Origin of the sequence: Halovenus rubra (genome assembly GCF_026586665.1) — an archaeon.
Classification (GTDB): Archaea; Halobacteriota; Halobacteria; order Halobacteriales; family Haloarculaceae; genus Halovenus; species Halovenus rubra.
The window spans coordinates 271,011-285,731 of sequence record NZ_JAODIY010000004.1 but is presented as its reverse complement, the minus strand read 5'-3'; the positions used below and the strand labels follow the sequence as shown (position 1 = coordinate 285,731).

At 54.4% G+C, this 14,721-nt stretch carries 13 protein-coding genes and 1 tRNA gene; 10 read left to right on the top strand and 4 right to left on the bottom strand.

The features are described from left to right. Positions 1-2 precede the first annotated feature (2 nt). From N5098_RS03740 to N5098_RS03730, 3 genes are read left to right on the top strand one after another with little or no spacing between them, the layout of a single operon-like run. Positions 3-1,232 carry an ABC transporter permease gene (locus N5098_RS03740; protein WP_267636352.1) on the top strand — a complete coding sequence of 410 codons (1,230 nt, stop codon included), beginning with the start codon at positions 3-5 and terminating at the stop codon, positions 1,230-1,232. Further along, a complete protein-coding gene (locus tag N5098_RS03735; RefSeq protein WP_267636351.1) occupies positions 1,229-2,275 on the top strand; it encodes an ABC transporter ATP-binding protein in 1,047 nt (348 codons plus the stop codon). Before N5098_RS03740 ends, N5098_RS03735 begins: the two co-directional genes overlap by 4 nt. Beyond that, complete coding sequence (locus tag N5098_RS03730; RefSeq protein WP_267636350.1) at positions 2,268-3,614, top strand: ABC transporter ATP-binding protein; 1,347 nt, start codon at positions 2,268-2,270, stop codon at positions 3,612-3,614. Before N5098_RS03735 ends, N5098_RS03730 begins: the two co-directional genes overlap by 8 nt. A gap of 704 nt (positions 3,615-4,318) precedes the next feature. Here the strand turns inward: N5098_RS03730 and N5098_RS03725 are convergent. The 3 genes from N5098_RS03725 to twy1 form a co-directional block, all read right to left on the bottom strand. Further along, positions 4,319-4,403 (bottom strand) — tRNA-Leu (locus N5098_RS03725). 61 nt (positions 4,404-4,464) lie between these two features. Next, the gene (locus tag N5098_RS03720; protein ID WP_267636349.1) at positions 4,465-4,980 is read right to left on the bottom strand and encodes a peptidylprolyl isomerase; all 516 of its coding nucleotides are present in this window, start codon (positions 4,978-4,980) and stop codon (positions 4,465-4,467) included. 62 nt (positions 4,981-5,042) lie between these two features. Then, a complete protein-coding gene (twy1, locus tag N5098_RS03715; RefSeq protein ID WP_267636348.1) occupies positions 5,043-6,017 on the bottom strand; it encodes a 4-demethylwyosine synthase TYW1 in 975 nt (324 codons plus the stop codon). 108 nt (positions 6,018-6,125) lie between these two features. On the opposite strand from twy1, the gene N5098_RS03710 reads away from it, so the two are divergent. Both N5098_RS03710 and argS read left to right on the top strand, forming a co-directional pair. Next, complete coding sequence (locus N5098_RS03710; RefSeq protein ID WP_267636347.1) at positions 6,126-7,217, top strand: aminopeptidase; 1,092 nt, start codon at positions 6,126-6,128, stop codon at positions 7,215-7,217. 69 nt (positions 7,218-7,286) lie between these two features. Beyond that, positions 7,287-9,041, top strand: a complete 1,755-nt coding sequence (gene argS, locus N5098_RS03705) for an arginine--tRNA ligase (protein ID WP_267636346.1) — start codon at positions 7,287-7,289, stop codon at positions 9,039-9,041. 79 nt (positions 9,042-9,120) lie between these two features. On the opposite strand, the gene N5098_RS03700 is transcribed toward argS, so the two are convergent. Further along, a complete protein-coding gene (locus N5098_RS03700) occupies positions 9,121-9,288 on the bottom strand; it encodes a DUF1931 domain-containing protein (protein ID WP_267636345.1) in 168 nt (55 codons plus the stop codon). A 354-nt stretch (positions 9,289-9,642) separates the two neighbouring features. On the opposite strand from N5098_RS03700, the gene N5098_RS03695 reads away from it, so the two are divergent. The 5 genes from N5098_RS03695 to N5098_RS03675 all read left to right on the top strand — a co-directional run bounded on the left by N5098_RS03695 (position 9,643) and on the right by N5098_RS03675 (position 14,720). Further along, positions 9,643-10,830, top strand: coding sequence for a metal ABC transporter substrate-binding protein (locus tag N5098_RS03695; protein WP_267636344.1), 1,188 nt, complete (start codon positions 9,643-9,645; stop codon positions 10,828-10,830). Further along, on the top strand, positions 10,830-11,567 hold the full coding sequence (locus tag N5098_RS03690) for a metal ABC transporter ATP-binding protein (RefSeq protein WP_267636343.1): 738 nt from the start codon (positions 10,830-10,832) through the stop codon (positions 11,565-11,567). The genes N5098_RS03695 and N5098_RS03690 overlap by 1 nt, the downstream gene beginning before the upstream one ends. A 29-nt stretch (positions 11,568-11,596) precedes the next feature. Further along, the gene (locus tag N5098_RS03685; RefSeq protein WP_267636342.1) at positions 11,597-12,598 is read left to right on the top strand and encodes a metal ABC transporter permease; all 1,002 of its coding nucleotides are present in this window, start codon (positions 11,597-11,599) and stop codon (positions 12,596-12,598) included. A gap of 62 nt (positions 12,599-12,660) precedes the next feature. Continuing rightward, a complete protein-coding gene (locus N5098_RS03680) occupies positions 12,661-13,494 on the top strand; it encodes an inositol monophosphatase family protein (RefSeq protein ID WP_267636341.1) in 834 nt (277 codons plus the stop codon). 77 nt (positions 13,495-13,571) lie between these two features. Continuing rightward, on the top strand, positions 13,572-14,720 hold the full coding sequence (locus N5098_RS03675) for a DUF63 family protein (protein WP_267636340.1): 1,149 nt from the start codon (positions 13,572-13,574) through the stop codon (positions 14,718-14,720). Position 14,721: the final 1 nt, after the last annotated feature.

The following is a 14,721-nucleotide window of genomic DNA, read 5'->3' as shown; positions in this document are numbered from 1 at the left end:
CAATGGCAACGGAACAACCAGACACGTTCGACGAAGTCAATTGGGAGAGCGTGCGAAGCAGCAGTGGCATCGTCAATCTTGCGCTCAAGACGAAGCTGATGCTCATTACGACGCTACCGTTGCTAGCTCTGTGGCTCTATGATAGAGTGGCAGTCGGACAGCGAGAAAAGACATTTGTCCAGTTAGGTAAAGATCTCGGGCTATCAGGGCCGTTCGAAACGCTCGGACTAACATGGAATCCCGCAGGTCTTGACTACATATTCATATTTACCATATTCTTGTTTGCCTTCTATATGATTCTCCCGCTCTACGAGAATCCACGGATGACGAGATACTACTGGAAAGAGTTCAAGCGAAACCGCCCTGCAGTCGTCAGCCTGGTCTGGCTGGCTTTTGTCTTCGTTGTCGGGATCATTGGGCCGTTGTTTATTGATAAACCAGAGCCCGACATCCTCAAGTCATTCCAGCCGCCGGTGTACGCCACCGTCGATACGGCGAATATTGTCCAATGTGTCGGAGAAGCCTCCGGTGGAACGTGTCAGGGAACTTGGCAACACCCGCTCGGAACGACAGGCTCCGGACGCGATGTATTGGCCTTTATGGTCCATGGTACGACGATTACGATGAAAATTGCGTTTATCACGACGCTCATCGTTGCTCTCATTGGCATCAGTGTTGGAACCATCAGCGCGTACTCTGGTGGATGGGTCGATGAGACGCTTATGCGGATGACTGACATCGTGCTGGCATTCCCAACGCTCATTTTCTTCTTGATGATTACCTACATCTACGGAGCCAGCCTCGGTCTCTTCATTGTGATATTTGCGACATTCGCGTGGGGCGGCGCGGCGCGGTATATCCGCAGTAAGGCGCTGTCTGTAGCCGAGGAAGAGTTCATTGACGCAACAAGAATCAGTGGTGCAAGCAGGTATCGAGTCGTCAGGCGACATATTGTCCCAAACACAGCCAGTAGTATCATCACAAACCTGACTCTGCTCGTGCCAGGATTCTTGCTGGCCGAAGCACAGCTTTCGTTCCTCGGGCTAGGTGATGCTGGCCTCCTCTCGTGGGGACAGCTTATCGCCTCGGGACGGTCTTCACTGGAGTATGCGCCATGGATTATTCTGGCACCAGGATTTATTCTGTTCTTTACTATCCTGGCGTTCAATTTCCTGGGAGATGCGTTGCTCGATGCATTGAACCCAGAAGCTGAATCGGAGGCTGAAAAATGAGCGTAAACGATAATCTGCTCGAGGTAAAGAACCTCACGACGGAGTTCAGAACCGACAATGGAATGCTGACAGCGGTCGACGCTGTCGACTTCTCGATTGGCGAGGGTGAGACAGTGTGTATTGTCGGTGAGTCTGGATCCGGCAAGACCGTTGCGACCGAATCAATCACAGGCCTTGTCAAGGAGCCGCCCGGTAAAGTGTCTGGGACAGTCGAACTGGAGGGTAAAGACCTCCAGTCGATGAATAAAAAAGAGCTTCGGCAGGTCCGTGGAGATAACATCGCACATATCTTCCAGAACCCACAGGAGGCGATGAACCACTGTTACAGTATTGGCTGGCAGATAACCGAAGCATTGCAGGTTCACCAAGATGTCCCGGACGACGAAGCGAGAAAGCGCGGAATTGATTTGCTCGAACGGGTCGGCCTCGCAAATGCCTCGGCACGGTTCGACGATTATCCACACGAGCTCTCGGGCGGGCAAAAGCAACGGGCAATGATTGCGATGGCACTTGTCGGGAATCCAGACCTGTTGATTGCCGACGAGCCGACGACAGCACTAGATGTGACTGTGCAGGCCCAGATTCTGAAACTCCTCAACGAACTCCAAGAGGATTACGGGATGTCAATCCTGTTTGTCACCCACGACCTCGGCGTCGTCGCAGAGATTGCGGACCGGGTCGTCGTCATGTACGCGGGCAAGGTGATGGAACGTGGCGACGTGTTCGATATCTTCGAAGAACCGAGCCACCCGTACACACAAGCATTGATGGAGTGTATTCCAGATAAAGGACGAGAGACAGACGGGATTCCGGGAACACTACCGAACCCGTATAACACGCCTGACGGCTGTCGGTTCGCGCCGCGGTGTGACCACGCAAACGAGGACTGTACAATCGGCGACCAACCAGAAGAAATCGAAATCGAGCGCAACCACGAGGTGTCATGCGTGTACTACCAGTCGGGATACGACAGTTCAGTTGTTCGGGATAGCGAGTTAGAGAGCGACAGTAGTTCCACAGAAATGGGGGCAACAGATGACTGAACCCATTCTCTCTGTTCGGAACCTCAAAAAGCATTACCCGATAAAATCTGGGCTTTTGAACAGGAAGGTCGGCGCGACGAAGGCTGTCGACGGCATCAGCTTCGATGTTCACCCCGGCGAGACCGTTGGACTCGTCGGCGAGTCGGGCTGTGGCAAATCAACCGCAGCCACATCAATAATTCGTCTCGAAGATGCGACCGACGGAGAAGTCATCTTTAATGGCGGTAACAGAGCAAGTGAAACCCGTCGGGAAGATGGAGCCCATCCAAACGACGTAACAGAGTTCAACAAACGCGAGTTAAAGCAGTTCCGCCGGGATGCTCAGATGATTTTCCAGGACCCATCATCCAGTTTCAACCCGCGGATGACTGTCGGTAGTGCGGTCGCCGAGCTACTCTTGGTTCATGGAATGGACGACAAGCCTCGGCGTCGCGCTATTGTCGAAGACCTTCTTGAACGCGTGGGGTTGTCGGCTGAAGATTACGACCGGTATCCCCACGAGTTCTCGGGCGGACAGAAACAGCGGATCGGGTTGGCACGGGCGCTCGTGTTGAATCCTGATTTCATTGTAGCCGACGAGCCAGTCTCGGCACTAGACGTCTCAATCAAAGCTGAGATTCTGTCCCTAATTAACGACCTGCAAGAGAAGTACGGCATGTCAATGCTGTTTATCAGCCACGACATGTCCGTAATTTCAAAAGTTTGTGACCGTGTCGCAGTGATGTACCTCGGCGAAATCGTCGAAATCGGCGATGTGGACGAGATTTTCGAGAACCCACAGCATCCGTACACAGAAGCGCTTCTTTCGGCGATCCCGACACCAGACCCACGGTCGAGAAACGAGGGTATCGAGCTCAAAGGAACCGTTCCATCGCCAACGAACCCGCCGAGTGGCTGTCGGTTCCACACGCGGTGTCACCGCGTTATTCAGCCCCCAGACATGGAGTTCGAGCAGGAGAGCTGGCGAGCGATTCTGAACTTCCGTGACAGAGTGGCACAGGAGGCAATCGACCTCGAAAGTATTCGTGAAAACGCTCTTGGCTCCCAAGATTCCGGAAGTGGCGTAACAGACCAGGCCATCAAATCACAGATTCGCTCCGAGTTCGGAATCCCCGAGAGAATCGAGGAACCCACTGCTGAAACAGCCGTCGAGGAGGCACTGGACGCCCTCGTCAACGAGGATACGGACAGCGCCCGAGAGCACCTCATGTCCACGTTTGAGACGCCTTGTGAGACATCCAAGCCAGAGCAAATCGAGCACGAACCTGGCCACCGGTCGGCCTGTCACCTGAACACATCAAAAGGGAAGACAGTAGAGCTTACCCCCGGCGACGACTGAGAGCGTCTCCCGTCTTTTGGAGTTTGCATGTTTAGAGTGTGACTGTGGACGCCACGCTGGCCTGAACGCTTCGGAAAATATCGCACAACGAGAGAGAATTATGCACTAACACTTCGGGTGAGGCCAACCGTGCGACCTCGCTGGCTGAACAACCAGCCGTCGTTGACGCCTGCTGTATGCAGGGAGGAAGGCCCTATCGACAGGGCTACACGCGCTGGAAAGCACACCGCTGGTCACAATTCGGTGGCGACCTTTGACGTTCCACGCGAAAGCGTAGTTGAGAGCCGAGGAAACACACAACCAGAATGTTTCCTTCAGGGAATCCTCTCGCTTTAGTTGGGGAGGATGTCAATACGTGGTCGGTCAGAAAAGAACGCTCAGCAACGATGTCGATCTGTTACAGCAGTTACCCCAATACTGTAACTCGTCTGCGTGAGTCTATACTCAGGTTCTAACTCATCTTTGCGGTGCGTCTTTGGTCGTGTCTTGTTATACAAGGGCTAGGACTGAGCGAATCCTGTATACTCGCGCGGGTTGCTGAGCTTTGCTCAGCAGCATTCGAATCCAGTAGAACAGCCCCGAGAGTTCATCGACCGTGGTTTGTACAGTACAAACAGCGGTACACCAATTCGAGCAGCCGTGATAAGAGCGGTTCGTGGCTGTGTTGGATCTCGCCAAACTACGTCTTTCGTCGTGTCTCGTTATGCGAGGGCTGGGATTCGAACCCAGGGACCCCTACGGGAGCGGGTCTTAAGCCCGCCGCCTTTGGCCTAGCTCAGCCACCCTCGCGCATATTCTTCTCACTCAGGCAATCAAAAAGGGGTTACGAATATCGACGGACGGAAACGGCTCAGTTACCGTGAAGTTCGACCGATTCGAGATGTATGGGTGTTGTCGGGTGGTCGTTCATGTCTGTCGACGCGTTGCCGATTTTCTCAACGACATCCATACCATCAGTCACTTCACCGAATACGGCGTGTTTGTCGTCAAGGTGTGGCTGGGCGTCCAGCGTAATGAAAAACTGGGACCCATTCGTGTCGGGTCCACGGTTTGCCATCGAGAGCTTGCCGGCTTCGTCATGGCGAAGATCGTCGTGGAACTCATCGTCGAACGTATAGCCCGGGCCACCACGGCCAGTTCCGGTTGGATCGCCTGTCTGAATCATGAAATCATCGATGATACGATGGAACTCGACATCATCGTACAGCGGTTCGGTGAGAGTTTCTCCGCTTTCTGGGTCTTCCCACTCTTGTTCGCCGGTCGCAAGCCCGACAAAGTTCTCGACTGTACGTGGTGCGCGCTCGTCAAACAGTTCAACCTCGATATCGCCTTTTGAAGTGTGCAGCGTGGCACTTAGCTCGCTCATACATTTTCTCAGGGTTGCGGGACAGAAATGGGTGCCGATTACGGTTACAGGGAGTGGACTCGTTACTGCGCGAGGGGGTCGCGGTCCCAGAACTCGCTTGACTTTTTTAGTTTCGGGACCCAGGAATCAGAATCGAGAGCGAGCATCGCGACCCGTGATGCAGGCACCTGCTTGAGTTCGTCGTGAGGCAGGTGCTGTTGAATCTCCTCGGCAAAATCAATAACCTCCTCGTGTTCGGGCATTGAGTCGCGGTCGAGACGGCCTCGGGAGTGGCCGACGTGCATGTACGCTTTTAGCTCTACGAAGTCAGCCCGAGCTCTTGTACACATCGCCGCATACCATTCTGGATGGTGCATATTGTGCCCTTTTGTGAGGGTTGTCCGAATAACAGTTCGTGTGTCATCCTTTTCAGCTAGCACGTCAAGTGTCTCGATGAGTTGCTCCCAAGCATCGTCGTCGACGGCCTTGACAGTCTGGTCGAAGGTCTTCCTATCAGCAGCGTCGACTGAGACGTACAGTTGAGTGGGGTCACATTCTGCGAGGACATCCGGTTTTGTCCCGTTTGAAACAAGAAATGTCGTAATATCCCGGTCGTGAAACTCCTCGATGAGTTCCGGGAGGTACGGATAGAGCGTTGGCTCTCCATCCAGCGAGATCGCAACGTGTCGTGGCTCCATCGCCTCATCGAATCGTTCCCGGGGTACCTCCTCGTTGCCGCCAAAGCCCGAGAGCAGTTTTGTTTGCAGTTCAATCGACGCCTCAACCACTGCTTCAGGGTCGTCCCACTCAACATCGCCGAGTTCGTATGCGTGTCCCGCGTGGTCGCGCCAGCAGAAGACACAGCGCTCGTTGCACTTGACAACCGGTGTCATCTGAATACACCGGTGTGACTCGATTCCGTAGAAAATGTTCTTGTAACACTTGCCTTCACCACGGAGCGCGTTTTTTGTCCATCCGCACGTCTGGACCGCAGTATGGTTGTCGTTGTGGTAGCTCGGTTTGTCTACCTGTTTCGGGCCACCCTCAGAATCACTCATTAGTTCGATGACGACTCTCCATGGGCTAAAACGTTCCTCTCCACAGCGTCACCGACAACGTGTCAACGGTATCGCTACCATTAAATTGCCACCGAAATGTTATCAGATATGGATCCCCGAATCCGCGAACACGCAGAGATTATTGTCGACCACTCCGTCAAAGTGCAGGAAGGCGACGAAGTAATTCTACGAGGTGACCCGGTCGCCGAAGAATTGATTATTGCCGTTGCAGAGCTGTGTGGCGAGCGTGGTGCAAACCTCAATACGCGTATGAACAGTTCCCGTGCTAGTACAGCCTACCGTCGGGCGCTTGATATCGACGATATTACCATGTCAGATGTTTCGCTTGCTGCGATGGAGGAAGCTGATGTCTACATCGCTATCAGAGCTGACACAAACACGAATGAAACCAGCGACATCGACCCCGAAAAGACTGCAGCCATGTCCAAAGCAAATCAGGAAATCTTGGATATTCGTCTCGGCAAGCGCTGGGTTGGAACGCAGTATCCTGCAGCAGGGAACGCACAGGACGCCGAGATGAGTACTCCAAACTACGAGGAGTTTGTTTGGGACGCCGTCAACAAGGATTGGGACGCTGTTCGTGAACACCAACAACAGATGGTTGAGATACTCGACCCTGCAAAAGAAGTTCGTCTCGTCTCGGGCGAGGAAACCGACGTGACGATGTCTGTTGCGGGCAACCACACAATAAACGATTATGCCGAACGAAATCTGCCGGGTGGCGAAGTGTTCACAGCGCCTGTCCCTGATAGCGTTGACGGAGAGGTTGTGTTCGATAAACCCTTGATGGCACAGGGCCGGGAGATTCAAGACGTCTATCTCAACTTCGAGGACGGCAAAGTTGTCGACCACGGAGCAGAGAAAAACGAAGAAGTTCTCACTGCAGTCCTCAACACCGACGATGGTGCGCGCTACCTCGGTGAGTTGGGTATCGGTATGAATCGAGATATCGACCAATTCACGTATAACATGTTGTTCGATGAGAAGATGGGCGACACCGTCCATATGGCGCTTGGCCGTGCTTACGATGGGACTGTCGGCGAAAACAACGAACAGAACCAAAGCGCGATGCATATGGATATGATTGTTGATATGAGCGAGGAGTCTCGAATCGAGGTTGACGGTGAAGTCGTCCAGCGAAACGGGACGTTCATTTTTGAGGACGGATTCGAGGCATAGAGCAGGCTGCTTGCGACCACCACATATCGCCAGAGGCAAATAGACCCCAACGAGTAGTGCCGGTAGAGTATGTTCCTCGCGATGCGTGGGGAGGTCGAGGCCGAACTTGAACGGAGCCTCGGCGCTCTCGATTTTCCCACAGACGACCTCGGTATCGAGCAGCCGCCGGACGACGTGGACGCCGTTCTCGCATCGAGTGTCGCATTCCGGCTGGCCAGTAAAGCGGGCACAGCGCCACCTAACGTTGCTGGTGATATTGTCGACTGCTTTGATACTGCTAGGTGTGAGTTCATCGACCACGTTGCTTCACAGGGTCCGTACGTCAATTTCTTTCCCAGTGAAGCGTATTTCACCGGAACAGTTGAGGCAGGCCAAGACGGCGAGTACGGTAGGCTTCCCAATCAAGAAACGAGCGTCGTAATCGAGCACACAAGTGCCAATCCAACCGGGCCTGTCCACGTCGGGCGTGCCCGCAACCCGATTGTCGGCGACGCACTCGCAAATCTCCTGTCGTATGCCGGGTATGATGTCGACCGTCACTACTACGTCAACGACGCTGGGCGCCAGATGGCTGTGTTTACCTGGGCGTACGAAACCTTCGATGAGGAGGACTTGCCCAAACCGGAACGTGACCGCGTTGAGTACGACCTCGTGCGCTACTACCGGAAAGGCAACACCGTCCTCGAAGAGGGTGACCAAGAGACTGTCGCCACAGCAGAAGACGAGATACAAGAGATTATGCAAGGCTTGGAAGCGGGCAACGAGGAAACCTACGAGCGGGTTGGTGAAGTCGTTGACACGGTGCTCGGCGGGATGCAGGATTGTCTCGAACGGTTACCTGCGGAGTTTGACGAATTTGTCAAAGAAACGCGGTTCATCCGAGATGGATCGACCGATGAGATTGCAGAGACGCTCAAGGAAACCGAGTATGCCGTCTACGAGGAGGACGCCTGGCAACTCGAGTTGACTGACTGGGACATCGAAAAGAACTTTGTATTCCTCAGGTCCGACGGTACGTCTCTGTATACCACTCGAGACCTGGCACACCACGAGTGGAAATTCAACAACTACGACGAGGCAGTGACCGTCCTCGGTGAGGGCCATGGGCTACAGTCACAGCAGTTGCGTGCCGCGCTTGAAATCCTCGGAAACGACACAGAACTCCTCGATCAGGTGCTATACGGTTGGGTCAACCTCCCGGACGGCGAGTCCATGTCTACCCGCGAAGGGACAGGCATCATGCTCGATGACCTCCTTGATGAGGCAATCGCCCGTGCTCGGGAAGAAGTCGAAGACAGAATGGACGACCGCATCCGGAACGATGATCTTACTGACGAGGATGTCGACCGTATCGCACGCCAACTCGGTATCGGCGCGGTAAGATATGATATCGTCGCAAAGCAACCGACCAAAGCCATCACGTTCGAGTGGGAGCGGGCTCTTGATTTCGAAGCCCAGTCCGCGCCGTACATCCAGTACGTTCACGCGCGGGCGTGCGGTATTCTTTCGGAGGCAAACGAGGTACCCGACATCTCGTCAGTCGAGATATCGCTTCTCGACAGTGAATCCGAGCGGACACTGCTTCGAGAAATTGCACGGTTCCCTGCCGTGGTCGAAGAGGGGGCAGCAGAGCGGACCCCACATATCGTTGCCACGTACACCCGTGAGTTTGCAGAGGCATTCAATGCCTTCTACCGCGAGTGTCCAGTCGTCGATGCGTCCGAGGATGTCCGAATGGCTCGGCTTGCTCTTGTCGTTGCAGCACGAAATACGATTGCGAACGCGCTCGAAATTCTCGGTGTCGAAGCGCCGGAGTCAATGTAAATCGGACTCACCGGCGTTGTAACTCTCTAGAAGAGAAGAATGAAAGTGGCCCTAAGAGGGCTTAGAACGGGTTACCGGTCTACAGGTCGCGCGGCTGGACCGTCTTTCGGTCGTTTTCTTCTGCGCGTCGGGCGGCGTCCTCGAGAAGTTCCTCAACCTCATCGTCGAGGGCGTCGTAGAAGTCCGACGCAACGTTCATGTCATCAAGCTCTTCTTTGACAGCGGCTTTGACGATTAGGTCTGCCATACACGCAGAATTTCTAGAGGATAGTTTATAAGCTTTCCCGTTTTATCCCGTTTCTGACGGCTCTGCCGGTTGTTGTGTCGCGCCAATGTATGGTAAATGGTATGAAGCTTTTCATTGCAGTCTGTGAGGTCTGTTATTAGACTGTTGTCTGTTTCGAGTAACATCGGATTCAGCCTCCGCCTAAATGGATGGGATTTCGACTCACACCGTCTGTAACCGTCAATTCCAATTAATTCGGAATGCAATACGAAAAGATAGTACTAACAAATTGCTGTAATTAGGGCCTTTTTTATTAATGCCAACCAGAGACAACCGTAATGTTATTATAACTACGGCATTAATTAATAACTGAGCATGGAAATTAGTAGACGAAAAATGCTGTCCGGTATTGTCGGAGCAACAGGCACTGGAATGCTCGCTGGCTGTGTCGGAGGCGATTCGAATTCCGATTCAGGAGCTGGCGAAACGAATGCCCAAGCATCGTTTTTCGTCTTCGGAGACCTAACAGCGCACGTTACAGAGGGTATAACGGAGAGTGGGAGTCTCGTTCCTGTCGGCCAGCATGGACATGGCTGGTCGCCAGGCCCCAGTATCCGGGAAGACATCCGCACTGCTGACCTCTTCATCCACGGGATGACTAACTTTCAGCCGTGGGTCGACGCCATTCGAAGCGACCTCGACGCTGACGGTGCGGACGTAACGACGATGGATATTAGCGCCGGCCTCAATCTACTAGAAGCTGGCGGTGGTGGCCACAACCACGGTGACGGAGAACACAATGAGGAGAACGGTCACGACGGAGAACACAATGAGGAGAACGGTCACGACGGAGAACACAATGAGGAGAACGGTCACGACGGAGAACACAATGAGGAGAACGGTCACGACGGAGAACACAATGAGGAGAACGGTCACGACGGAGAACACAATGAGGAGAACGGTCACGACGGAGAACACAATGAGGAAGACAATAAGGAAGACGGTCACAATGGGCACGACCACGGCTCCGGAATGGACCCACACTTCTGGATGGACCCACTCCGAGTAAAGGAAGCGGTTGATAACGTCAGTCGCGGGCTCACGGACGTAGACCCGGACAACGAAGAGATGTATACAGACAACGCGGCGGCGTTCCAGAGTGACCTGGACGAGTTGCACGAACAAATCGAGTCGATGGTGTCTGACGCCTCAAAGAACGTTATTCTCCTTGCAGGACACAACGCCTTCCAGTACTTTGGCGACCGCTACGATATTGAAGTTGCAGCACTCACAGACGTCTCACCAGACGACCGCCCAACGCTACAGGACATCAAACAGGCACAGGAGGTCATCGAAACGCATGACCTGCAGTACATCTGTGCAGACCCCATCGAGTCACAACAGGCCGCTCAGCAACTCGTTGAGGAAACCGATGCTAACGAGGTTCTCCCGTTGACTGCGATGCCCGGCCTGACCGAGAACTGGGAGAACGAAGATTGGGGGTACATCGAGATTATGAAAAACGTAAACCTTCCCACCCTCGAAAAAGTATTAGACGCATAATGGCCGTCATCGAAGTTCAAGAGGTTACGTTCGCTTACGGGACCCGTCCAGTCGTCGAGCAGGTGTCTCTTGGGGTGGAGTCCGGGGAGTTTCTCGGTCTTGTCGGCCCCAACGGGTCGGGAAAAACGACGCTACTGGAGTTGATGATTGGCCTTCGCCCGGCTGACAGCGGCTCTATCACACTCTTTGGTGACCCGGCACAGGCGTCGACGCAGGGAGACCGTCTTGGGTACGTTCCACAGGACGTCGCGAACGCGAAAGACGAAATGCCGATTACCGTTCGTGAGGCCGTCAGGATGGGGCGATACCCACAGAAGCTGGTGGGCCGATTTACCGATGCCGACCGCGACGCTGTCGAGAGCGCGTTACAGCGAGTCGAAATCGCAGATCTCGCTGACCGTCGCGTGGGACGGCTCTCTGGTGGTCAACGCCAGCGTGTGTTTATCGCCCGTGCTCTTGCCTCGGATGCCGACTTGCTTGCACTCGATGAGCCGACTGTCGGTGTCGATGCAGAATCTCGTGAAGCGTTCTATGACCTTCTCAACGAGTTAAACGAAGACGGAATGACTATCATCCTCATCGAACACGATATCGGAATCGTCACCACACACGCATCGAAGATTGCCTGCCTCAATCAAGAACTGTTTTTCCATGGTGACCCCGAAGCGTTCGTCGAAACAAACGCGCTGGCCGACGCGTATGGCGGCTCTCAGTCGATTCTGCAACACAATCACTAAATATGGTTTCGTTACAGATTTTCCGGTCAATGATTATAGTTCTCTCACTAAGTACCGCGACCGACAGCATCACCGAGGTTATTCTGGACGATATCTGGGGGACTGCAATGGACGCTCTGTCTAAGCTGACAGGCATCGATATGTTTGGGTTTCCGTTCATGCAGCGCGCCTACCTTGCAGCCGTCTGTATCGCGCTTATCGGCCCTCTTGTCGGGAGTTTCCTCGTCCATCGAGAGATGGCAATGATTGGCGATACGCTTGCTCACTCGGCCTTTGCTGGTGTCGCGGCCGGACTGTTCGTCAACGCCACATTTGGAACAAACGTTCCTCCACTGTTCACTGCCCTGATTGTTGCAGCGGTAGCGGCGTTGCTCGTTCAGACACTGGTTGATTACGCCGGCGCGTATCACGATACATCACTGGCTATCGTGTTGGCTGGGTCGTTCGCAGTTGGGAGTGTCCTCGTGACTGCCACAGACGGCGGTATCGCTGTCGGCATCAATTCGTACCTCTTTGGCTCACTCGCCACTGTCACACGGGTAAATGCGACGATTCTGGTCGTTCTCAGTCTTATTGTAACGGCTGGAATTACTGTCGCCTACCGTCCCCTGCTGTACATTACCTTCGACGAAGTCGGTGCTCGTGCCGCTGGTATCAGTGTCCGACGTTACAATCAGTTGCTTGCGGTTCTCACCGCAGTTGTGGTCGTTGCCGCGATGCAGATTATGGGTGTCATCCTGGTCGCTGCAATGTTGGTTATTCCGGTGGCCTCGGCAACGTCGATTCGAGGGTTCAAGCGGTCTATCATGGGAGGAGTCTGTCTTGGCCTTGTCTCGACAGTAGCTGGCGTCACGATTTCATATCAGTATGATGTCGCTGCTGGCGGAACAATCGTTCTCGTCGCAATCGCAGTATACATTGTTGGCATGATTGGTCCTCGTGCCCGGAACTCCCTTGTGAGTGAGCACACAGAGGGGGATTCTGCTACGGTGACTGGTGTGAACGCCGAGGGTAGCGACAAAGGAGAGTAATGGGGCCGATTCTTCCGGGCCAATTCGCAGTTACTATCACTCCGCACTAAACAAGGAGAGACATGAGCGACGAGATACACAGGGCCGCGATTGCAGAGCGAGCGGCCCGTGCAGGCGGAGTCGTAGCACAGGGCGCATTCCGGGAGGGAATCGAAGCTGAGACAAAGACTGACAAGAACGACCTTGTGAGCGCGGCAGACAGGGATTCACAACTGCAAGTGATTGCGACGATTCAACAGGAGTTTCCGGGGGCGCGGCTTGTCTGCGAAGAAGATGTTGAGCCAGTCGACGCGGGGAGTGGCCACGAACTCGTTGAGACAGTACCAGAGACAGGAGATGCCTGGGTCGTTGACCCAATCGACGGAACAGGGAACTACCTGCGTGACATCCGGTTCTGGGCGACGAGCGTGGCGGCAGTGACTGACGGTGAGCCAGTCGCCGTTGCAACCTACATGCCGTCGATGGAAGATATCTACACCGCTGGTCCAGAAAGCGTGACACGCAACGACACGTCAATGACGGTCAGCAACAGAACGGACCCAGAGACGTTTGCTGTCGGAATGAACGGCTTGTGGCCAGTCAATGGCAAACAAGAGTGGGTCACGCTGTTCGAAGCCGGTATCGATCAGTTCGGTGACCTGCGTCGGTTTGGCGCGATGCAGGGTGTGTTGGCGCTTGTTGCCTCCGGCAGTCTCGACGCCGCGTTCATGCCGACTCGGCCACATCCGTGGGATTCACTGGCCGGCGTCCACCTCGTCCGACGCGCTGGCGGAGTCGCAACCGATATCCACGGTGACCGCTGGGCTGTCGATAGCGATGGGCTGGTCGTCTCAAACGGTGAAGCACACGATGCAGTGCTTGCTGTTGTCCAGCACGGTCTTGACCTCGAAACATGACTGGGTCTGGCACGGGGTGTGCGTTCGGGCTACACGAGACCGGAATTTAGAAACCGCCGGGCCACCGCCTTGCCAGTATGGACCTGCTGGAGCAGTACGACGTTAGCCCGGAAGCGGCCTGGGTAACCGCGTTTGTCGGCTTGCTAATAGCTATGGTTGGCGGAGCGCTCGCGTTCACCCAACGCGTCTACTACGAGTTCATTTGGCGATACTTCCTTGGCCCTGTCCGCGTTGATGCGACCAAATACGAGTGTCTTATTTACGACAGCAATGCCGGCGAAGTGATAACCCCGGACGACGGGGCGTGTCTCACGCAGGCGAGCCAGTTCGCAGTTACTGACGGGTACACCCTCACGTCCACCACAGGATACATTCTCGTGCTTGTCTTCATGCTGTTTGGAATCTATCTCTTGTTGGACCGGTTCAGCCTCAAACCCTACCGTGGGTTCTTCTACGCGCTGTTCCCGTTCATGCTAATAGGTGGCGTGCTCCGTACTGTCGAAGACGCGTTCATTGCAGCAATCGATGCGGGACTTACGCCTGCGTTCACGTATCCAGTCAGCGCATTACTCATCAGCCCGTTCATTTACTTCACTGTCTTTGGCGTTGCCCTGACAATCTTCCTCGGAAGCAAGTTCCTCTACGCTCGTGAAATTACGGAGACATGGACCTACCCACTCGGAGCAGTAGGGACAGTTATCCTTTTGGTAACGTTTGTTTACCAGTTGTATCTCTCGACATCTACCGAGTACGTTAGCCTCTACCCCGGGATTCTCGTCGTTACGCTTGGAGTCGCGACGCTTGCCTCTCTCGTTACGTTCCTCACGCTTGAAAAGTACGTTCCATGGGTGAACGAGGGAACCGGGATGATGGGTCTCGTCGTCATCTGGGCACATGCCATCGATGGTGTCGCAAACGTACTCGCAAACGACTGGACAAAACTCTGGCATGGAATCGATTACGGGGCCAAACACCCGTTTAACCAGTTCGTTATGAACACCACGAGTTCATTACAGGGCGGGACAGAACTGTTTGGCACTTATGTCGGGGAAGCGTGGCCGTTCTTCCTCGTCAAATTGCTCGCACCGGTACTCATCCTCTCGCTGTTCGACGAGCAGTTCATGGATGAGAGTCCACGCTTTGCGATACTTCTGCTGGGTGCGGTCGTCGCTGTCGGTCTTGGTCCGGGTACCCGTGATATGATTCGGGTCGCACTGGCGATCTGAT